The following is a 20,487-nucleotide window of genomic DNA, read 5'->3' as shown; positions in this document are numbered from 1 at the left end:
CCACCGTCCACTCGGAACACACCGGGCTAGGCCAGTGCACAGCCCTGCCAAGCGGCGCCCGGGTCACCACGCGGCCGAGCGCGCATACCCGGCGCGCGGTCATCGCTCGGCAAACGCTCATCGCACACCTGGCCATTCACTCCGGACACCCGGCAGCGGCCAGCCCGGCGCCCGCCGGGCCAGGCCGCCCCGCGGCCACACGGGCGCATGCCCGGCAAGCCATCCAGGCCGGGCGCGCGTCCGTCTACCCGGCAAGCCGTCCGCGCCGGGCGAGCGTTCAGCCCACGCCTGACCGTCCACTCAGGACACGCCGGGGGCAGCCGGGCCTTGGTCATCGCACAATTTTGCCCAGCGCCGCCCCCAGATCTCCGCGCGGCTGCGCGACCACCCCCGAAAGGTCCAGCCACTCCGCCATGTGCGCCAGCTCCGCCGCCAGCTCCGGCAGCACGCGCCCGTGGTCCACCCCCGGCTCGGCGAAGGCGCCCTGCACCCGCAGCACCCCACCCGCCCGGTCGGCCTTCAGGTCCACCCGCGCCACCAGCTCGCCGTCCAGCAGGAACGGGAAAACGTAGTAGCCGTACTCCCGCTTCGGCTCCGGCACGTAGATCTCGATGCGGTACCGGAACCCGAACATCCGCTCGGTCCGCGCGCGCTCCCAGATCAGCGGGTCGAACGGGCACAGCAGCGCCCGCCCGGTGATCGAGCGCGGAGTCCGGGCGCCCACGTGCCGGTACGCCTGCGCCTTCCACCCGCGCACCCGCACCGGCTCCAGCTCACCCGCCTCGACCAGCTCCGCCACCGCCTGCCGCGCGACGTCCGGGCCGAGGCGGTAGTAGTCGCGCAAATCGGTCTCCGTGGCGATGCCCAGCGCGGTGGCCGACTTCCCGATCAGCCGCCGCGCCGCCTCGTCCTTCTCCACCCGCGTCGACAGGATCTCCGGCGGGATCACCCGTTCGGTCAGGTCGTAGAGCCGTTCGAAACTCCGCCGCGTACCGGTGGACAGCTGGCCCATGCCGAACAGCCACTCGCAGATCCGCTTCACCTCCGACCGGTCCCACCAGGCGCCCTGGCGGCGCATCTGACCACCGGCCAGCTCCCGCTCGATCGCCCCCGCCCCGATCGGGCCGTGCTCCTTGACCACCGCCAGCACGTCCTCGGCCAGCGTCGGCGAGCGTTCGAGCAGCTTTTCGTACCCGCGCCACCAGCCCATCCGCTTCGCCCCGGACCGCAGCAGCGGCCAGTCCTCCACCGGGATCAGGCTCGCCTCGTGCGCCCAGGTCTCCACCAGCAGCCGCGGCCGCCGCGCGGAATGCGACCAAGCCGCGTCGTCGACCAGCGAAGGCGCGTACGCCCCGAGCCGCGCGAACAACGGCGCGTAGTGCGCCCGGACCGCCACGTTCACCGAATCGAGCTGGAGCAGCTGCACCCGCGACAGCACCCGCTGCAAATGCCGCCGCGTGGGCTCGCCGCCCGGCCGCGGATCGGCGAACCCCTGCGCGGCCAGCGCCGTGCGCCGCGCCACCGAATCACTCACCGTCTGCATGATGGCGACATGGTGCCAGGGACCACCGACAGTCTCGGCGGGACCGGCCGATAGGTTGCCCCCATGAGCCAGGCCAAGGTCCGCGCGGCCACCGCAGCCGACGTCGCCGAAATCGCCCGGATCCAGCGGGACACCTGGCGGATCGCCTACGCGGAGTTCCTCGGTGAGCAGGCGCTGGCCGCGCTGGCGGACCCGGAGACCGAACAGCAGTGGGCCGCCGCCGTCGAGCACCCCGGCACGGCCGTGCTGGTGGCCACCGAAGGCGAGTTCACCGTCGGCTTCTGCGTCGCGGGCCCGGCCCCGGCCGACGAGGCCGCCTCCGCCGCGGGTGAGCTGCCCGAAGACGCGGACAGCGTCGGCCTGATCGCCACCGTGCTGGTCGAACCGCGCTGGGGCCGTCGCGGCCACGGCGGCCGCCTGCTCGCTCACGCGGCGACTGCGCTGCGTGAGCTCGGCGCGGCGCGAGGCATCACCTGGGTGGCCCAGTCCGATGCCGCCTCGCTCAGCTTCTACAAGCGCGCGGGCTGGCACCCCGACGGCACCGTCCGCACCCTGGACACCGGCGAGAAGACCATCCGCGAGCTGCGCCTCACCGGTCCGCTGGACCTGCAGCTGACTCCGCCGGCTTCCTGAACACCACCCAGCGCATCACGCTGTACATGAACACGCCCTCGCAGGCACCGGCGATCAGGCGCGACAGGTGGTACTGCACACCGAGCGCGACCAGCCCGCTGCCCACGCCGAGGATGAACGCCAGGTAGTTGATCGCCACCGCGATCGCGTACAGCACCGCCTGCTTGCCCACCGGCGCGTGCGACTGGAAGTTGAACGCGCGGTTCAGCACGAAGCTCAGCCCGAACGCGATCACGTAGGCCACCGTGATGGACAGCGGAACCGCCAGGCCCAGCTGTCCGTGCAGCAGGGTGAGCAGCAGCAGGTCCACCCCGAAGGTGAACCCGTTGATCACGCAGAAGCCGAGAAAGGTCGGCGGCACCAGCCGCGCGAGCCCGAACGGCAACCGGCTGGTGACCGCCGCGCACAGGTCGATGAACCGGTCGGCGGCGGTTTTCTCGGCGACGGCCACCCGGTCGACCCTGCCAGCGTCAGGTGTCCGGAATACGACAATCAGGTGATCTTCCGGTGCGCAAGCCGGGGGCTGGCCCCCGTGCGCGTCCTTAGGAACGGCAGCTAGCTTGGACAGCGGGATCCCCACAGGAGGTGCGATGATCGGCTGGCTCTGCGTGACGCTCGGCGTCGCGTTCGGCTCCGCCATCGTGCCCCTGATCAGCGTCGAGGTTTTTGTGATCGGCCTGGCCAGCAGCGAGCCGGGGGTGCACTGGCTGGCCATCGGCGCGGCGGTCGCGGTCGGCCAGGTGGCTGGCAAGCTGCTGTTCTACCTGGCCGCGAAGGGCTCGATCAAGCTGCCGAAGTTCCTGCACGACCGGCTGCACCGGGAACGCCCGATGACCCCGCGCCGCGCCCGCTGGCAACTGCGCACCAAGCGCCTGCGTGCCTGGCTGGAGGCGCTGCGGGAGCGCTGCCACCGCCATCCGGCCTGGATGACCGGCACCTACGGGGTCAGCGCCGTGGTCGGGCTGCCGCCGTTCATGGCCACCACCGTGCTGGCCGGGCTGGTGCGGATGCCGATGTCGTTGTTCCTCGGTGCCGGGCTGGCCGGGCGGTGGGCCCGGTTCAGCCTGCTCGCCGCGTCCCCGGCGATGTTCGCCGGCTGGCTACACTTCTGAGTCCGCCGGATCGGCGGCTTCCAGCTCGATCGCCTTGCGCATGGTCTCGCGGGCCCGCCGCCGGTCCCCGGCGATGTCGTAGGCGTGCGCCAGCCGGTACCAGTGCCGCCAGTTCTCCGGATCGGCCTCCAGCTCGGCCCGGCGCTGCTCGAACCACTCGTCCGCGGCGTCCCGGTCCACCCGGCCCGACGGACGGCGAGGCAGGTCGGAGACGTCGGGCAGGCCGCCTTCGCGCTCCAGCCGCCGCGCGAGCCGCTGGATACGCAGCCCGGACCGCCACGTGGTCACCACGATCCAGACGCCGAGCACCGGCAGCAGCAGCACGCCGACGCCGAACACCACCGGTACCACTTCACCGGTCTTGAGCAGCGCGATCGCCCGCCCGGCGAGCAGCACAAAATACAGCACCAGCGCCGCGGTCAGCAGCAGCGCGAAGTTGCGAGCCTTCACCGCTAGAGCTCCAGCACGTTCTCCAGCCCGACGGTCAGGCCGGGGCGCTTGGCGATCGACCGCACGCCGAGCAGCACCCCCGGCATGAACGAGGACCGGTCCATCGAGTCGTGGCGAATGGTCAGCGTCTCCCCCTCGGCGCCGAAGAGGATCTCCTCGTGCGCGATCAGCCCCGGCAGGCGCACCGAGTGCACCCGCACGTCGCCGACCAGCGCGCCGCGCGCACCGTCCACTTCGGAAGTGGTCGCGTCGGGGCCCGGCTCGATCCCGGCTTCCGCGCGGGCCTTGGAGATCAGGCGCGCGGTGTGCCCGGCGGTGCCCGAAGGCGCGTCGGCCTTGCGGTTGTGGTGCAGCTCGATCACCTCGGCCGAGGCGTAGAACCGCGCGGCCTGCTCGGCGAACCGCATGGCCAGCACCGCGCCGAGCGCGAAGTTCGGCGCGATCAGCACGCCCAGCTCCGGCTTGTCCGCCAGCCAGCCGGCCAGCGTCTCCAGCCGGTCCTGCGTCATCCCGGTGGTACCGACCACCGCGTGCACCCCGTGCTCCACGGCGAACTCCAGGTTGCCCATCACCGCGTCCGGGTGGGTGAAGTCGATGAGCACGTCGGCGCCGTTGTCCACCACGTCGAGCAGCCGGTCGCCGGCGTCGATCGCGGCGACCAGTTCGAGGTCCGCCGCACCCTCGACGGCGTTCACCGCCTGCGCGCCCATGCGCCCGCGCGCGCCCAGTACCGCCACCCGGATGCTCATGATGCGATCACCTCGTGCAGATCGTCGGGAAGGTCGTCGGCGTGAGCGTACGGCCCGACCACCGCGGCCGCGGACACCCCCACCGCCCGGCCCGGCGCCCTGAGCAGGGCTTTTGCCAGCGCGGCGGTGTCTTCGGCGGTGACCGCGTCGATCCGGTCGATGGTTTCGGTCACACCGAGGTACTCGCCGTAGTTCAGCTCACCCTTGCCGATGCGCGACATGCGTGAGGCGGAGTCCTCCAGGCCGAGCACCATCGCGCCACGCAACTGGCCCTTCGCCCTGGCGACCTCGGCGTCGGTGAGCCCGTCACGCGCGACCTCGGCGAGCACCTCGCGGATCACGCCAGCCACCTCGCCCAGCTTCTCCGGCTGGCACCCGGCGTAGACGGCCAGGTGCCCGGCGTCGGCGTAGCTCGCCACCGACGAGTACACCTGGTACGCCAGCCCGCGGCGCTCGCGGACCTCCTGGAACAGCCGGGAACTCATGCCGCCGCCGAGCGCGGCGTTGAGCACGGACAGCGTGAAGCGGCGCTCGTCGTGCCGGGTGAGCGCGCGCAGGCCGAGCATGACGTGCGCCTGCTCGGTGTCGTCGGTGTGCAGCGCCAGCTTCGGCGCCGACGCCAGCCGCGCGCGGCCACGGCGCGGCGGTACCGGGGTGTCCGAACCGGACAGCCGGTCGCGCAACGCCTTGCGCACCAGGCGGAGCACCCGCGTGTGGTCGATGTTGCCCGCCACCGCGAGCACCATGCGCGGCAGCGTGTAGCGGCGCTTGTAGAACCCGCGCAGCGCCTGCGGTGACATGCCGGCGATGGACGCCTCGGTGCCCAGCACCGGCCGCCCGAGCGGGTGGTCACCGAGGATCGCGCCGACGAAGGTCTCGTGCAGCAGGTCCTCGGCGTCGTCGTCGCGCATGGCGATCTCTTCGAGCACCACGCTGCGCTCGGTGTCCACATCGGAATCCGCGCACAGCGCCTCGAACACCACGTCGGTGACCAGGTCCACCGCCAGCGGCAGGTCCTCGTCGAGCACCTGCGCGTAGTAGCAGGTGTGCTCCTTCGCGGTGAACGCGTTGAACTCGCCGCCGACCGCGTCGATCTCCTCGGCGATCTGCTTGGCGTCGCGGTTCGCGGTGCCCTTGAACAGCAGGTGCTCCAGGTAGTGCGCGGCACCGGCCACCGGCAGCGGCTCGTCACGCGAGCCGACGCCGACCCACAGCCCGACCGTGGCCGAGCGCGAGGCCGGTACGTGCTCGGTGATCACGCGCAGGCCGCCCGGCAGCACCGTGCGCTTGACCACCGCGCCGTCGGCGGTGGAGTCGAGCAGGCGGGTCGACCCGGCGGGCTGGGCGTACCCGGGCGTCTTAGACGGCATGGAAGTTCTTTCTCCGGAAGTGCGAGAGGGGCATTCCCGGCGTCTCCACCGGGAATGCCCCACTCAGGAACGAGCTGTTCGCCTACTTGGCGTCGGCCTTCTCGGCCTTGGCGGCGTCACCGGACTCGGCGGGCTTGTCACCGGCGTTGTCCTCTTCGTTCACCAGCACCAGGCTGATCTTGCCGCGGTTGTCGATGTCCGCGATCTCCACGCGCAGCTTGTCGCCGACGTTCACCACGTCCTCGACCTTGCCGATGCGCTTGCCGTTGCCCAGCTTGGAGATGTGCACCAGGCCGTCCTTGCCCGGCAGCAGCGAAACGAACGCGCCGAACGCGGCGGTCTTCACCACGGTGCCGAGGAAGCGCTCCCCGACCTTGGGCAGCTGCGGGTTGGCGATGGCGTTGATCTTGTCGATCGCCGCCTCCGCCGACGGGCCGTCGGCCGCGCCCACGTAGATCGTGCCGTCGTCCTCGATGGAGATGTCGGCGCCGGTCTCCTCGGTGATCGAGTTGATCATCTTGCCCTTCGGGCCGATGACCTCGCCGATCTTGTCCACCGGGATCTTCACGCTGGTCACGCGCGGGGCGTACGGGCTCATCTCGTCCGGCCCGTCGATCGCCTCGGCGATCACCTCGAGAATGGTCAGGCGCGCGTCCTTGGCCTGGTTCAGCGCACCGGCCAGCACCTCGGACGGGATGCCGTCGAGCTTGGTGTCCAGCTGCAGCGCGGTGACGATCTCCTTGGTGCCCGCCACCTTGAAGTCCATGTCACCGAAGGCGTCCTCGGCCCCGAGGATGTCGGTCAGCGCGACGTAGCGGGTCTCACCGTCGACCTCGTCCGACACCAGGCCCATGGCGATGCCCGCGACCGGCGCCTTCAGCGGCACACCGGCGTTGAGCAGGCCCATGGTGGAGGCGCAGACCGAGCCCATCGAGGTGGAGCCGTTGGAGCCCAGCGCCTCGGAGACCTGGCGGATGGCGTACGGGAACTCGTCCCGCTTCGGCAGCACCGGCACCAGCGCGCGCTCGGCGAGCGCGCCGTGGCCGATCTCGCGCCGCTTCGGCGAACCGACGCGGCCGGTCTCGCCGGTGGAGAACGGCGGGAAGTTGTAGTGGTGCAGGTACCGCTTGGTGGTCTCCGGGGACAGCGAGTCGATCTGCTGCTCCATGCGGAGCATGTTCAGCGTGGTGACGCCCAGGATCTGGGTCTCGCCGCGCTCGAACAGCGCCGAGCCGTGTGCCCGCGGGATCACCGAGACCTCGGCGCCCAGCGACCGGATGTCGGTCAGGCCGCGGCCGTCGATGCGGACCTTGTCACGCAGGATGCGCTGGCGGATCAGCTGCTTGGTCAGCGCGCGGAACGCGGCACCGACCTCCTTCTCGCGGCCCTCGAAGGCCTCGCCCTCGCCGACACCGACCTTGGCCAGCACGGCGGCCTTGACCTCGTCGGTGGCGTTGTCGCGGTCCTGCTTGCCGGCGATGGCCAGCGCCTTGGCCAGGTCGTCGGTGGCCGCCGCGGCCACCGCTTCGTAGGCGTCGGCCTCGTAGGCCGGGAACAGCGGGAAGTCGCCGACCGGCTTCGCGGCCACCTTGGCCAGCTCCTGCTGGGCCTCGCAGAGCACCCGGATGAACGGCTTGGCCGCCTCCAGGCCCTCGGCGACGACCTGCTCGTTCGGCGCCTTGGCGCCACCGGCGACCAGGTCGAGCGTCTGCTCGGTGGCCTCGGCCTCGACCATCATGATGGCCACGTCGTTCGCGCCGTCACCGACGATGCGGCCGGCCACCACCATGTTGAAGGTGGCGCTCTCCAGCTGCTTCCAGGTCGGGAAGGCCACCCACTGGTCCTCGATCAGCGCCACGCGCACGCCGCCGATCGGGCCCGAGAAGGGCAGGCCGGCGATCTGGGTGGACGCCGAGGCGGCGTTGATCGCGAGCACGTCGTACGGGTCCTCCGGGTGGAGGCTCTGCACGGTGATCACGATCTGGATCTCGTTGCGGAGGCCCTCGGTGAACGACGGGCGCAGCGGCCGGTCGATCAGGCGGCAGGTCAGGATGGCGTCGGTGGAGGGACGGCCCTCGCGGCGGAAGAAGGCGCCCGGGATCCGGCCCGCGGCGTACATCCGCTCCTCGACGTCCACGGTCAGCGGGAAGAAGTCGAAGTGCTCCTTCGGGTGCTTCGACGCCGTGGTCGCCGACAGCAGCATGGTTTCGTCGTCCAGGTACGCGACGACCGAGCCGGCGGCCTGGCGGGCCAGCCGGCCGGTCTCGAAGCGGACCGTGCGGGTGCCGAAGCGGCCGTTGTCGATCACGGCTTCGGTCTCGTGCACGGCGGTGCCGCTCACGTCGGTCATGTAATTGTTCTCCTCGTTCGTCTCGGGCTGGGCGATCTCCCACCCTGGGACCCCATCCGGGGGACGCTCGAGGAACGAGGCCGGTCTTCGATCGAAGTCCCCGGGAAAGCTGTGCTCCCGGGAACCACTACCGAGGACCGGCGGACATGCCCTCGTGCGCGTCGCCTGCGCCCTTTGTGTTGTCTATCAGAAACACGCCGTCACCGGCCGGATACGGACCGGCCGCGGCAAGTCGTGTCCCTGCCTTCTTGCGCCGAGGGGGAGCGACCGCGTGGTCACTCCCCCTCGTCAACGCGCTATCGGCGGAGGCCGAGCCGCTGGATCAGCGACCGGTACCGCTCGATGTCCACCTTCGCCACGTAGTTGAGCAACCGGCGGCGGCGCCCGACCAGCAGCAGCAGGCCGCGGCGGGAGTGGTGGTCGTGCTTGTGCTGCTTCAGGTGTTCGGTGAGGCCGATGATCCGCTTGGTCAGCAGGGCCACCTGGGCCTCGGGGGATCCGGTGTCCGAGTCGTGCACGCCGTACTCGGAAAGGATCGACTTCTTCTCTTCGGTGGACAGCGCCACGCTGGGTTCTCCTTGAATCAGTGCCGTGCGGCCCGGACGAACCTTCACGCCGGGTGAGCCGGTCTCGGCCGCCACGGACTGCAGCCGGACCCAACTGTCAAGGCTACCAGCCTGGCTGCCCGTGCCCCGCACCCGTGTCCAGCGGGAACCGCTCCACCTGCGAATACACCCCCGCGGTGCTCTTCATCAGCACCACCTCGGCGGCGGTCCACGCGGGACTGGCGTACCCGCTCAGCCCGGCCGCGATCGCCTCCGCCTCGGGCTGGCTCGCCGCCGGGAAGCGCGCGAGGGTCAGGTGCGGGCGGTACGGCCGCTCGTCCAGGTCCGCCCCCGCGGCCGCGGCCAGCTCGGCCAGCCCGTCGCCTTCCACGCCCAGCCACAGCACCTTCGGGAAGGTGTCCGCCCCGGACAGTCGCAGGTGGACGGCGGGCCGCCCGGTCACCCTTTCGCGCAGCCAGGCCGCGCGCGTGGCGATGTCGTCCTCGCCGAAGAAACCCAGCGTGATGTGCCAGTTGACCGGCGGCGCCCAGCGGAACCCCGCCGCCCGCGTGTCGATTCGCGCTTCGATCGAGCGGACCACTTCGGACGGTGGGAGCAACGCGGAGAACAGCTGCAACTCAGGTGACCTTCGAGGCCTTGCGCAGCAGGTCGGCGATGGCGGGGAAGTCCTCGTCGAGCCGGTCGGCGGCCTCGGCCAGGTCCTCGTCCTCGGCGATCTCGCGGAGCGCGACCAGCACGGACTGGTCCTCGGAGACCGCGCCGACGGGGAAGCTGTCGCGGCCAACGGTCGGCCGCGAGTCGCGCACGTCCTCCAGCGCGGCACGCATCGCGGCCGGATTGCCCGCGGCCACGTCCGGGGTGAGGATCTTGCGCTCCAGCATGATCATCCTGGCCAGCACCACCGGGTTGCCGATCTTGGCCCGGCGGCCGCTCATCACCTGGCTCAGCATCGGCGCGCTGATCCCCAGCACCTCGGCCAGGAAGGCCTGGGAGATGTCGAAGGCCACCACCAGCCTGCGGACCCGATCGCCCAACGGCTCCCCATACCATTCGCGCTGCAGCGCGATGTTGCGCTGGACGATCTTGTGATCCTCCACGACTGCCCTTCTCCCCTGTTCAGCATCGCTCGATCGTGCGCACATCATCGCAGGCCCAGGGCCCGCGCGGGCGCGAAAGCCGAGATTACCCGGCCAGCACCTCCCTGGTGCGGACCACATCGGCCGCCATCTGGCGGATCAGGGGGTCGAGCGAGTCGTAGCGGATCTGGTCGCGGAGCTTGACCACGAAGTCCAGTGCCACGTCGTGGCCGTAGAAGTCCTCCTCCACGTCGAGCACGTACGCCTCGACGGTGCGCTCGCGGCCGGAGAAGGTCGGGTTGGTGCCCACCGACACCGCCGCCCGCAGCCGCTTGCCGGGGTCAGACGATCGGGTGAACCAGCAGCTGTACACCCCGTCGGCCGGGATGGCCGCGAACCGCGGGGTGGACAGGTTGGCGGTCGGGAAGCCGAGGTCCTTGCCACGCCCGGCACCCCGGACCACGATGCCCTCGACGCGGTGCGGACGGCCCAGCGCCTCGGCGGCGGCGGTCACGTCACCGGCGTCGATGCACGAGCGGACGTAGGTCGAGGAGAAGGTGATCTCGCCTTCGGCGTTCCCCTCCGCCGGACCGAGCGCCTGGCCCTGCAGTTCGGCGCCCTGCGCGGCGAAGCCGAACCGGCGGCCGAGCGTGCGCAGCAGCGCCACGTCCCCGGCGGCCTTGTTGCCGAAGGTGAAGTTCTCGCCGACGATCACCGCGGCCACGTGCAGCTGGTCCACCAGCACCTCGTGCACGAACTCGTGCGCGGTCAGCCGCGACAGCTCCGGGGTGAACGGCAGCACGCAGAACACGTCCACGCCGAGTTCCTCGACCAGCTCCGCCTTGCGCCGCAAGGTGGTCAGCTGCGCGGGATGGCTGCCGGGCCGGATCACCTCCGACGGGTGCGGGTCGAAGGTGAGCACCACGGCGGGCAGCTCGCGCGAGCGCGCCGCCTCCACCGTCCGCCTGATCAGGGCCTGGTGTCCGCGGTGCACCCCGTCGAACACCCCGATGGTCAGGACACACCGGCCCCAGCTGCCAGGAAGATCCGCCAAACCACGCCAACGCTGCACGGGCCCAACCCTATGCGGGCAGCAGGACAACCACCGCGCGGGCCACGGATCCGTCGTCCGCGGCGAGCGCGAGCGCGTGCCCGTCCGGGTCGAACACCCCGTAGGTGCCGCCGACCCCGGCCGCCGGGATGCGCTGCCCGTGCCGGACCGCGCGGGCGGTGGCGCCGTCGACGTCCCGGCGCGGGAACGCGGTGGCGACCGCTTCGTCCAGGTCGAACGACAGCTCCGGGCGCTCCTCGAGCACGTCGAGGGTGCGCGCGGCGGCGAGGGTGAACGGGCCGACCGTGGTCCGGCGCAGCGCGGCGAGGTGCCCGCCGGTGCCGAGCGCGGCGCCGAGGTCCCTGGCCAGCGCGCGGACGTAGGTGCCGGACGAGCATTCGACGACCACGTCGAGTTCGATGCCACCGGGTGCGCGCCGGGTGGCCAGCAGGTCGAAGCGGTACACCGTCACCGGGCGGGCGGCCAGTTCGACCTCCTCGCCCGCGCGGACCCGGGCGTAGGCGCGCTTGCCGTCCACCTTGACCGCGCTCACCGCGCTCGGGCGCTGCTGGATTTCGCCGGTGAGCGTGGCGATCCCGGCCGCGATCGCGTCGTCGGTGACGGCGTCGACCAGGCCGGGTTCGGCGGTGGCCAGCGGTTCGCCCTCGGCGTCGTCGGTGGTGGTCGAGGTGCCGAGCGAGATGGTCGCCAGATAGGTCTTGCGGTCGAGCGCGAGGTGCCCGAGCAGCTTGGTGGCGCGTTCGATGCCGAGCACCAGCACCCCAGTGGCCATCGGGTCCAGCGTGCCGGCGTGGCCGACCTTGCGGGTGCCCATGATGCGGCGGGCGCGGGCCACCACGTCGTGCGAGGTCATGCCCGACGGCTTGTCGACGACGAGGAGGCCGGGCGGCGGGGCGGGACGGCGTGGCTGTTGCTGGCGGGACACGCGCGAAACCCTATTTCGGGCTTCAGGCGGCGATCGCGGCGGGCTCGTTCTCCGGCGCGTCCCAGCGGCGCCGCCGGACCTGCACCGGGATCCGCTCACCGCGTGCCTGCGCGGCGAACAGCACCGCGCGGGCCCGGCGCCACCACACCAGCGTGCGGAAACTGCCCACCAGCAGCACCGCCACGATCGACAGCAGCGCGATCCGGAAGTTGCCGCCGGTCAGTTCGAGCAGCACGCCGACGCTGAGCGCGGCGATCGTGGTGGCCACAAAACCGCCGACGTTGACCACCCCGGTGGCCGTGCCGACGCGGCTGAGCGGGTTGTAGTCGCGGGCCAGCGCGAAACCGATCATCGACGCGGGCCCGCCGAGCGCGAAGAAGGCGAACGCGGGCGCCAGCACCGGCGCGGGCACCGCGCCCGGCCAGGACAGCAGCAGCGCCCAGATCAGCACCGCACCGGCCAGGAAGCCGACCACCAGCGGCATCCGCACCGACGGCCGCCGCCCGATCAGGTTGCCCACCACCGGGCCGCCGAGCATCGAGGTGAACACGAAGACGGTCAGCATGGCGCTGGCCGCGGCCGGGCTCATGCCCTGGTTCACCAGGAACGGCACGCCCCACAGCATCGACAGCACGTTGGCGCCGAACATGGTGGCGAAGTGCACCCAGAAGCCGAGCCGGGTGCCGGGCGTGCGCCAGGCCTCACGCACCCCGGCCAGCACGCGGCGGCCGGGTTGCACGGTGGTCACCGGCGGCTGGCCGGCGGGCACGTCCTTGATCCGCAGCGTGGCGACCACCGCGTAGAGCACGGTGACCAGCCCGGCGGCGAGAAAGGTCGGCGTCCAGCCGGGGCCGGCGAGCAGCAGGGTCAGCGGCACGGTGGCGGCGAGGTTGCCGACGTACCCGATGGCCGTGGTGAACGAGGTGACCACGGAGTACTGCCTGCCGGGGAAGTGCGCGGCGATCAGCCGCAGCACGCTGACGAAGGTGAGCGCGTCACCGAAGCCGAGCACCGCGCGGGCGAGCAGGCCCAGCGGGTAGGAGGTGGCCACCGCGAGCAGGACCTGGCCGAGGCCGAGGAAGAGCAGGGCGAAGGTGAGCACCTTGCGCGGGCCGAAGCGGTCGACCAGCACCCCGGTGGGGATCTGCATGGCGGCGTAGACACCGACCTGGAGCACGGTGAAGGTGCCGAGCGCGGCCGCGCCGACGCCGAAGCGCTCGGTGGCCTCCAGCCCGGCGACGCCGAAGGAGGTGCGGTGGAAGACGGCAAGCAGGTAGACGGCGGCGGCGGTCAGCCAGATGAACCACGACCGGCGGGTGGCGCGGCCGGTGGCGGGGGAAGGCAAGGGCTCCTCCTGGATCGGGATACGGGCAGGACGAGGACGCCGCCGATGCCGTCCCATTTGTTGTATCGCCTAAGCAACGCCGAAACATACCCGTTACCGAGGTGGCCTTCCCCACACCCGGGTTTCACGCGGCGCGGACCGCGCCCGCGCGGCCTTTGTCAGGGAGTGGTGACGTCACGAAGGTGGCCTTCGAGACGCTCGCCCGTCACCCACCGCCACCCTCTACGGGGCTTCGCCCGTCTCGAAAGCCACATTCGTGACATCGGCCGGCTCGCCACCCCGTCACGCGGCGCGGACCGCGCCGACCACCGCCCAGTTGCCGGATCGCCACCGCAGCACCACCGCAGCGAGCCGGAAGAACATGAACAGGGTCAGCCCCGTCCAGATCCCGGCCAACCCCCAGCCGAACGCCAGCGACAGCCAGATCAGCGGCAGGAACCCGGCCGCCGCGCTGACCAGCGTCGCCGTGCGCAGGAAGGCCGCGTCACCGGCGCCCAGCAGCACCCCGTCCAGCGCGAACACCACCCCCGCGATCGGCTGCAGCGCGACGAAGAACCACCACGCGTGCGGAATCTCCGCCAGCACCCCGGCGTCGGTGGTGAACACCTTCGGCAGCACCTGCGAAACCGCCGCGAACACCACGCAGAGCACGCAGCCCAGGATCAGCCCGTACCGGGTGATCTGCCCGGCGACCCCGCGTGCCTGCCGCCGCTCGCCCGCGCCCAGCGCGGCGCCGACCAGCGACTGCGCCGCGATCGCCACCGAGTCCAGCACCAGCGCGAGAAAGGTCCACAACTGCAGCACCACCTGGTGCGCGCCGACCGCCTCGGTCGAGGTCCGCGAGGCGACCGCCGCCGCGGACAGGAAGCACGCCTGGAACGCGAAGCTGCGCAGCACCAGGTCCCGCCCGAGCACCAGCTGCGCCCGCATCACACCGAACTCCGGCTTCAGCGGCACCCGCTCCTTCACCAGCGCGCGGACAAACAGCGCCGCCGAGATGACCTGCGCGACCACGTTCGCCACGGCCGAGCCCTCGAGCCCCCAGCCAACGCCGTAGACCAGCACCGGGCACAGCACCGCGGAGATCCCGTTGCCCGCGAGCACGTACCAGAGCGGGCGCTTGGCGTCCTGCACGCCGCGCATCCAGCCGTTGCCCGCCATGGTGATCAGGATCAGCGGCGCGCCGAACAACGCGATCCGCAGCCACGCCACCGCCTCACCGGCGATCTCGGCGTCCCCGGCCAGCCCGCGCGCGACAGGCGCCGCGAGCAGCTGACCCACCAGCAGGAGCACCAGGCCCACCCCGATGGCCAGCCAGGTCGCCTGCACGCCTTCCCGGACCGCTTCCTCACGGCGGCCGGCGCCGTGCAGCCGGGCGGTCCGCGCGGTCGTGCCGTACGACAGGAAGGTCAGCTGGGTGGACACCTGCGACAGCAGCACCCCGCCGAGCGCGAGCCCGGCCAGCGGCAGCGCGCCGAGGTGGCCCACGACGGCGGTGTCGACCAGGACGTAGAGGGGCTCGGCGGCGAGCACGCCGAGTGCTGGAACGGCTAATCCGAACACCCGTTTGGCGGGTACCCGGCCGGTGACGGAATCAGGCACTTGCTGAGCCTAACTATCCGTACCGACAATCCCCCGTTCGCTGGCCCGCAGCTAGCTCTGTCGGCGGTAGTAAACGCTCAGTTACCGACCATAAGCTGAGATTTGGTCTGGACCCGCCTTGAGCGCAACCCCAGGGGAGGACACGTGGGCAGCCCACGCGTGGTCGAAGTCGACTCGTCCGGCCTTCGCTGGATCAAGAGCTCCAGAAGCAAGGACGACGAAAACGACTGCGTGGAACTCGCCTTCGAGCCGCACCACGTGCTGGTCCGCGACTCCAAGGACCGACACGGCCCCCGCCTGCGGTTTTCCGCGGCGGGCTGGGCCGCTTTCCTCGCCGCCGTGCGCACCGGCGCCTGAGTTCTCCCTGACGTCACCGGATGAGGTGACCGCGGCGTTCTACCGCACCCCCGCACGCGCTCATTAGGGTGGACTAGGCCAGAATGGCCGCGTCAGCTGGCCGACCGCGCTTCGCCAGACCGAGACCCGTCACCCTGAAATCCAGCAGTCGGGAAGTGGTCCAACGGTAACCCGTCAGTCCGGCACCCGTCACATGGGTTCCGTCAGATGGACACCCGGCAAGCCGTGGTCCGTCAAAATGACACCCAACTTTCTGCGGTCGGCCCTTCGCTGGTAAGCACTGTGACTGATACCATCTGCCATATAGCAGGTGGCCAACCGACCACCAGGAGGACAGATACATGACGAGGGCGGACTCCCCCGTAGGCCAGCTCCGGAGACTGCGAGCTGTGCTGCGGCAGGAACGCGACAGCAAGGGGTACACCCAGCGCGACGTCGCGGAGGCCCTCGACTGGTCGCCGTCGAAGCTCATCCGCATCGAGAAGGGCACGGTCGGCATCTCGGTGACCGATCTGAAGGCCCTGCTGCTGCACTACGACATCACCGAACGCGAGCGGGTCGACCAGCTGGTCGACATGGTCAAGGCGGGCAAGAAGCCGGCCTGGTGGCACCAGTACCGCGACGTCTACCGCCCGCAGTTCATCAACCTGATCGGCCTGGAGTCCTCGGCCATCCGGATCCAGCAGTTCCAGGGCCTGGTCGTGCCGGGCACGCTGCAGACGCCGGAGTACGCCACGGCGATCATGCGCGCCTACGGCACGCCGGAGTCCAACCTCGAGCGCGGGGTCGAGGTCCGGATGCGGCGCCGGGACGAGCTGCTGCGCTCCGGCGGACCCGAGCTGTCCTACATCATCGACGAGGCCGCGTTGCGCCGGCAGGTCGGCGACCGTGAGGTGATGACCGGGCAGATCCGGCAACTGGTCGAGCTGTCCGCTTACAAGCAGATGCACATTCGCGTGATGCCGTTCAGCGCCGGGCCGAACTCCGCGATGGTCAGCTCGTTCATGGTGCTCGAGCTGTCCGAGGAGCAGGACGACTACGCGATGCTGCTCGAGACCCCGGACGGTGACCAGCTCATCGAGGAGCCGACCGAGCAGACCGCGCGCTACTCGAAGTTCTTCAACGAACTGCAGGACAAGGCGCTCTCCGAGGAGGACACCCTGGTGTTCCTCGACGAGCTGCTCGCACGGCTGGGAGAGGACGAATGAGATGAATAGTGGGGGCGGCCGCTGCTGGCACAGTGGCCGCCCCGGCGGAAACACACCACCACCCACGGCCAGCAGGCGGGAGTCGAACCGCGGTCTCAACGGTACCGCCGTCGCCACGCTCCCGGCCAGACAAGTAATTCCGGTGTCGTAAGGGGGAAGGGCGTCGGGGGCGTCCGGAAGGAGACCGATCCACATGCTGGAAGCCGGGAAAAACGTACCGTCACCAGGCAGGGCACCATGAGCGGGCTGGACCCGGGGCCGCCGGTGACCCGGGTCATCTTCGCGGTCGACATCGAGGGGTCGACCAAGCAGAACAACATGATGAAGGCGGGCCTGCGCGCGGCCATGTACAAGATGGTCGAGCAGAGCCTGCGGCAGGCGGGCATCGGCGAGAACCACCACGAACCGTGGGTCGACCGCGGTGACAGCGTGCTGGTGCTGGTCCGCCCGGTGGACGAGGTGCCGCGCACGGTGTTCCTCTCCGAGGTGGTGCCGTCGCTCGAAGAGATGCTCCAGGCGCACGCGGCCGCCGAATCCGGGCATCGCCTGCGCATGCGAGCCGTGCTGCACGCCGGTGAGGTGCACATCGACCGCTACGGCTGCTTCGGCGAGGCATTGGACATCGCCTTCCGGCTGCTGGACGCCCCGATGCTGAAGGACCTGTTCCGCAGCACCGAGACCCCGCTGCTGCTGGCCGTGTCCGACGCGATCTACCAGGGCGTGGTCCGCCAGGGCTACGACGGCATCGACCCGGCGTCGTTCACCCAGGCGCTCCAGGTCGAGGTGGCCAACCAGCTGCACCGCGGCTGGGTCCGGACCAAGGAAGGGGCACCACCGCAGCGGCACGGCGGCGAGGGCAAGGTGATCGACGTCAACCGGCGGCGCCTGTCCAGGGCGGTCGCGCTGGCGAAACGCATGCAGTCGGCCTGATCCCCGGGACTTCCCTGAGTTGTCCCGGAGATCGGGCCGGAACCAGTGCACAGGAACCTGTGCACAACTAACTTTGCCCTCATGCCCAGTCCGCCCGAGCCAGAGCAGGTCGACGATCCGGCCCGGCTCAAGGCCCTCACCCACCCGCGCCGCCTGCGGATCCTGACCGAACTCCGCCGCGGCCCGGCCACGGCCACCATGCTCGCCAGGGCGCTGGGGGAGAACAGCGGCGCCACCAGCTACCACCTGCGGCAACTGGCCGAGCACGGCTACGTGGAGGCGGCCGGAGACCACGCCGGAACCGCGCGCGGCAGGGAACGCTGGTGGCGGCTCCGGCCGCACGACCTGCGCTTCCCGCCGCGCAGTGCGCAGAGCCCGGCCATGCGGGCCCAGTTCGACGAGTTCGGCCGCCAGAAGTTCCAGGCGGACCTCGACCTGTTCGCCGCGTTCCAGGCCCAGCGCGAGGCGATGGGCGACTGGGGCGACGTGCTGCCGTTCAGCCGCGGCACCCTCCACCTCACCCGCGAGGAGGCCGTGCGCTTCTTCGAGGACTACCTCGAACTGTTCCGCCGTTACTGGCGCACCGGCGACGACGTCCCGCCGGACGCCAGGGCGCTGGCGGTGCGGTTCATCGCCTTCCCGATCCCGGAAACGGAGGCGCCCGTGGACTGAGCGGCCACCCCTCCCCCGCCGCCGGGCGGCCACCCGCGGCACGGGGATTCCCTTCACCCATTCGATGTGCACGAACCTCGTGGAAGGACCGCGGCCTCATGCTGCGCACCAGACGACCGGCGATCCTGCTCGCCGTCCTCGGAATCCTGTTGTCCCTGCTGGTCACGCCCGCCCAGGCGGACCAGCTCCAGAACGAGCCGATCTCCTTTCCCAGCGGGGCGAAAACCCTGCACGGCTCGATCGTCGGCCCGCCACCCGACGGCGTGCGCCGCCCGGCGATGGTGCTCGTCCACGGCTCCGGCCGGGTGACCAGGGAGAAGGTGCGGCGGGAGGCCGAGGCCTTCGCCGCGCAGGGCGTGGTCTCGCTCATCTACGACAAGGACGTCAGCGCGTACTCCACGGTCAGCCGCGACTTCTCCGCGCTGGCGGACGACGCGGTGGCGGCGCTGGCCTACCTGCGCACCCGCCCGGAGGCCGATCCGGCCCGCACCGGGCTGTGGGGGCTGAGCGAAGGCGCCTGGGTCGCGCCACTGGCCGCGACCCGGAGTGATCCCGCCTTCCTGGTGGTGGTCGGCGGCAACGGGGTCAGCCCGGTCCGCGCCCAGTCGTGGAGCTACCGCCGGTGGCTGGGGCACCAGGGCGTCACCTCGGACGCGGTGCTGGACCTGGTCTCGTCCACCGCCACCCGGATCGCGGCCGAGGCGGGCATGTTCCCCGAGGCGGACTTCGATCCGGTGCCGTCACTGGAAAGGCTGCGGCTGCCGGTGCTCGGCATCTGGGGCGGCAAGGACAACCAGAGCCCGCCGGGGGACGCCACCGCCGTCTACGCCCGCGCGCTGGCCGCGAATCCCAGCTACACCATGCGGGTGTTCCCCGACGCGCACCACGCGCTGATCCGGACCACCACCGGCTTCGACCGGCTCGATGCGCTGGCACCCGGCTACCCCGAACTGGTCGGCTCCTGGGTGCACGGCCTGGGCGCCGGCGCTCCTCCGTCCACTTCGGACACGCCACCGGCGCAGGCGGAACCGGCGCCGCCGCTGACCCCGCTCGCCTGGTGGGAATCGCTGTGGGGGCAGGCCGTCGCGCTGCTCGCGCTGGTGGTGGCGTTCGCCGGGTACCCGCTGACCGCCCGACGGCGGCGGCCGGGACTGGCCGCGGCACGCTGGACGTCGGCGGCCGGGCTGCTGACGCTGACCGGGTTCTTCGCGTTCCTGGTGACGGTGGTGCTGAGCAACGGGCAGGAGGTCGGCCCGGTGGTCGCGGGCAGGCCGCTGCTCTGGCTGGTGACGCAGCTGCTCGCGATCGGCGCGCTGGTCGCGGCGGGGTTCACCGCGATGGCCTGGCGCCGGTCCGGAACCGGCCGGATCCGGCTGGGCCTGCTGCTGGGTGGCGCGGTGCTGCTGGTGCCGTGGGGCCTCTACTGGGGACTGCTGCTGCCGTGACCAGGCCTGGGCCGCCGAGCGGCCACTCGGCGGCCCAGGAAAACGGAGCATTCGATGTGCACGAACCTCCGGTTGGCAGTCTAAAGCAGCGGAGCCGTTTCGAGGGCAGCGCGCAACTGTTCCAGCGCCTGGTCCGCGGTGCCGGTCAGGGTGCAGCCCGCGGCCAGCTTGTGCCCGCCGCCGCCGAGCGACACCGCCACCGCGGACACGTCCAGCCGCCCGGCCGAGCGCAGCGAGACCGTCCACTCCGGACTCGGCCCGGCCACCTCCTTCAGCACGACCGCCACGCCCGCCTCACCGACCGTGCGCACCACGTCGATCACGCCTTCGACCTCCTCGTACCGCACGGTGGCGGCGAGGTCGGCTGGCACCGTGGTGTGCACCAGGCCGAAGCCCTGCGCGGCGTCCGGTTCGAACCGGGCGGCCGAGAGCACCGAGCCGAGCATGGCCAGCGCCGCGAACGGCCGCTCGTCGACCACCTCCCTGGTCAGCGCGGCCGGGTCCACCCCGGCTTCGAGCAGCCGGACCGCCATCCGGTGGGTGTCCGGCCTGGCGAGGCGGAACATCGCGGTGTCGGTGACCAGCCCGGCGTACAGGCAGCTCGCGGTCACCGCGTCGAGCTTCTCCTCCAGCGCGTCGAGCACGCGGAGCACCAGCACCACGGTGGCCTCGGCGTGCGCGTCGATCAGGTTCAGCGTGCCGAAGCCGGGGTTGGAGGCGTGGTGGTCGATCACCAGCACGTCCCCACCGGCGGCGCGGGTGGCCTCGACACGATCGGCGAGCGCGCCGAGCCTGGCCACGCTGGCCACGTCCACGGTGATCAGCTGGGGCACCGACGCGGGCAGCTGGTCCTCGGGCACAAAGAGGCCGTCGGGGTCCAGCGAGCGCAGGCTGTCCGGCAGCGCGGAACCGCCGGAGTAGGACACGCGCACGGTCGCACCGCGGCGGCGCAGCACCCGGCCGAGGGCCAGCGCGCTGCCGAGCGTGTCGGCGTCGGGACGGACATGGGACAGGATGAGCACGTCACCGGAGCCCCGGAGCAGGGCCGCGGCACGATCGACGTCGAGCTGCGAGGTGGTCAC

21 protein-coding genes are annotated in these 20,487 nt (G+C 71.4%); 7 read left to right on the top strand and 14 right to left on the bottom strand.

All coding sequences use genetic code 11. The annotated features are described in order from the left end of the window. Positions 1–331: 331 nt before the first annotated feature. Positions 332–1,543, bottom strand: coding sequence for a winged helix-turn-helix domain-containing protein (locus tag A4R43_RS41810; protein ID WP_113697138.1), 1,212 nt, complete (start codon positions 1,541–1,543; stop codon positions 332–334). 63 nt (positions 1,544–1,606) lie between these two features. Between A4R43_RS41810 and A4R43_RS41805 the strand changes: the two genes are divergently transcribed. Then, on the top strand, positions 1,607–2,176 hold the full coding sequence (locus tag A4R43_RS41805; RefSeq protein WP_113697137.1) for a GNAT family N-acetyltransferase: 570 nt from the start codon (positions 1,607–1,609) through the stop codon (positions 2,174–2,176). Here A4R43_RS41805 and A4R43_RS41800 read toward each other — a convergent pair. Continuing rightward, positions 2,133–2,627, bottom strand: a complete 495-nt coding sequence (locus tag A4R43_RS41800) for a GtrA family protein (RefSeq protein WP_236808635.1) — start codon at positions 2,625–2,627, stop codon at positions 2,133–2,135. The genes A4R43_RS41805 and A4R43_RS41800 overlap by 44 nt on opposite strands. Before the next feature lie 139 nt (positions 2,628–2,766). Here A4R43_RS41800 and A4R43_RS41795 point away from each other — a divergent pair, with 139 nt between their 5' ends. Further along, entirely contained in the window at positions 2,767–3,288 is a 522-nt protein-coding gene (locus A4R43_RS41795) for a YqaA family protein (RefSeq protein WP_205215183.1), read from the top strand. Here the strand turns inward: A4R43_RS41795 and A4R43_RS41790 are convergent. The 11 genes from A4R43_RS41790 to A4R43_RS41740 form a co-directional block, all read right to left on the bottom strand. Beyond that, a complete protein-coding gene (locus tag A4R43_RS41790; RefSeq protein ID WP_113697136.1) occupies positions 3,277–3,738 on the bottom strand; it encodes a tetratricopeptide repeat protein in 462 nt (153 codons plus the stop codon). The two genes, A4R43_RS41795 and A4R43_RS41790, sit on opposite strands and share 12 nt — an antisense overlap. A gap of 2 nt (positions 3,739–3,740) precedes the next feature. Then, complete coding sequence (gene dapB, locus A4R43_RS41785) at positions 3,741–4,487, bottom strand: 4-hydroxy-tetrahydrodipicolinate reductase (RefSeq protein WP_113697135.1); 747 nt, start codon at positions 4,485–4,487, stop codon at positions 3,741–3,743. Then, a complete protein-coding gene (locus A4R43_RS41780; RefSeq protein ID WP_113697134.1) occupies positions 4,484–5,857 on the bottom strand; it encodes a M16 family metallopeptidase in 1,374 nt (457 codons plus the stop codon). Before A4R43_RS41780 ends, dapB begins: the two co-directional genes overlap by 4 nt. A gap of 82 nt (positions 5,858–5,939) precedes the next feature. Continuing rightward, positions 5,940–8,207 carry a polyribonucleotide nucleotidyltransferase gene (locus A4R43_RS41775; RefSeq protein ID WP_113697133.1) on the bottom strand — a complete coding sequence of 756 codons (2,268 nt, stop codon included), beginning with the start codon at positions 8,205–8,207 and terminating at the stop codon, positions 5,940–5,942. A 296-nt stretch (positions 8,208–8,503) separates the two neighbouring features. Next, positions 8,504–8,773, bottom strand: coding sequence for a 30S ribosomal protein S15 (gene rpsO, locus A4R43_RS41770; RefSeq protein WP_113697132.1), 270 nt, complete (start codon positions 8,771–8,773; stop codon positions 8,504–8,506). A gap of 103 nt (positions 8,774–8,876) precedes the next feature. Further along, entirely contained in the window at positions 8,877–9,389 is a 513-nt protein-coding gene (gene thpR / locus A4R43_RS41765) for an RNA 2',3'-cyclic phosphodiesterase (RefSeq protein WP_113697131.1), read from the bottom strand. Between the two features lies 1 nt (position 9,390). After that, positions 9,391–9,870, bottom strand: coding sequence for a helix-turn-helix domain-containing protein (locus tag A4R43_RS41760; protein WP_113697130.1), 480 nt, complete (start codon positions 9,868–9,870; stop codon positions 9,391–9,393). Positions 9,871–9,955: 85 nt separating this feature from the next. After that, positions 9,956–10,921: a bifunctional riboflavin kinase/FAD synthetase gene (locus tag A4R43_RS41755; RefSeq protein WP_113697129.1), complete on the bottom strand. Its 966-nt coding sequence runs from the start codon at positions 10,919–10,921 to the stop codon at positions 9,956–9,958. Between the two features lie 10 nt (positions 10,922–10,931). After that, positions 10,932–11,774: a tRNA pseudouridine(55) synthase TruB gene (truB, locus tag A4R43_RS41750; RefSeq protein WP_418190865.1), complete on the bottom strand. Its 843-nt coding sequence runs from the start codon at positions 11,772–11,774 to the stop codon at positions 10,932–10,934. Between the two features lie 94 nt (positions 11,775–11,868). Continuing rightward, positions 11,869–13,191: an MFS transporter gene (locus A4R43_RS41745; RefSeq protein ID WP_236808633.1), complete on the bottom strand. Its 1,323-nt coding sequence runs from the start codon at positions 13,189–13,191 to the stop codon at positions 11,869–11,871. A gap of 282 nt (positions 13,192–13,473) precedes the next feature. Continuing rightward, positions 13,474–14,793: an MATE family efflux transporter gene (locus tag A4R43_RS41740; RefSeq protein WP_113697126.1), complete on the bottom strand. Its 1,320-nt coding sequence runs from the start codon at positions 14,791–14,793 to the stop codon at positions 13,474–13,476. 144 nt (positions 14,794–14,937) lie between these two features. On the opposite strand from A4R43_RS41740, the gene A4R43_RS41735 reads away from it, so the two are divergent. The 5 genes from A4R43_RS41735 to A4R43_RS41715 all read left to right on the top strand — a co-directional run bounded on the left by A4R43_RS41735 (position 14,938) and on the right by A4R43_RS41715 (position 19,405). Further along, entirely contained in the window at positions 14,938–15,150 is a 213-nt protein-coding gene (locus tag A4R43_RS41735; RefSeq protein ID WP_236808632.1) for a DUF397 domain-containing protein, read from the top strand. Between the two features lie 389 nt (positions 15,151–15,539). Further along, positions 15,540–16,358 carry a helix-turn-helix domain-containing protein gene (locus A4R43_RS41730; RefSeq protein WP_162788790.1) on the top strand — a complete coding sequence of 273 codons (819 nt, stop codon included), beginning with the start codon at positions 15,540–15,542 and terminating at the stop codon, positions 16,356–16,358. Between the two features lie 237 nt (positions 16,359–16,595). Next, positions 16,596–17,288 (top strand): adenylate/guanylate cyclase domain-containing protein, encoded by a 693-nt coding sequence (locus A4R43_RS41725; RefSeq protein WP_205215182.1) that lies wholly within the window; start codon positions 16,596–16,598, stop codon positions 17,286–17,288. An 81-nt stretch (positions 17,289–17,369) separates the two neighbouring features. Continuing rightward, positions 17,370–17,960, top strand: a complete 591-nt coding sequence (locus A4R43_RS41720) for an ArsR/SmtB family transcription factor (RefSeq protein ID WP_113697124.1) — start codon at positions 17,370–17,372, stop codon at positions 17,958–17,960. A gap of 98 nt (positions 17,961–18,058) precedes the next feature. Continuing rightward, positions 18,059–19,405 (top strand): alpha/beta hydrolase family protein, encoded by a 1,347-nt coding sequence (locus A4R43_RS41715; RefSeq protein ID WP_113697123.1) that lies wholly within the window; start codon positions 18,059–18,061, stop codon positions 19,403–19,405. An 80-nt stretch (positions 19,406–19,485) separates the two neighbouring features. On the opposite strand, the gene A4R43_RS41710 is transcribed toward A4R43_RS41715, so the two are convergent. Next, the gene (locus A4R43_RS41710) at positions 19,486–20,487 is read right to left on the bottom strand and encodes a DHH family phosphoesterase (protein ID WP_113697122.1); all 1,002 of its coding nucleotides are present in this window, start codon (positions 20,485–20,487) and stop codon (positions 19,486–19,488) included.

The sequence above is a fragment of the Amycolatopsis albispora genome (genome assembly GCF_003312875.1).
Lineage (GTDB): Bacteria > Actinomycetota > Actinomycetes > Mycobacteriales > Pseudonocardiaceae > Amycolatopsis > Amycolatopsis albispora.
The sequence above is the reverse complement of the archived record's forward strand: the minus strand, read 5'-3'. Positions and strand labels throughout refer to the sequence as shown.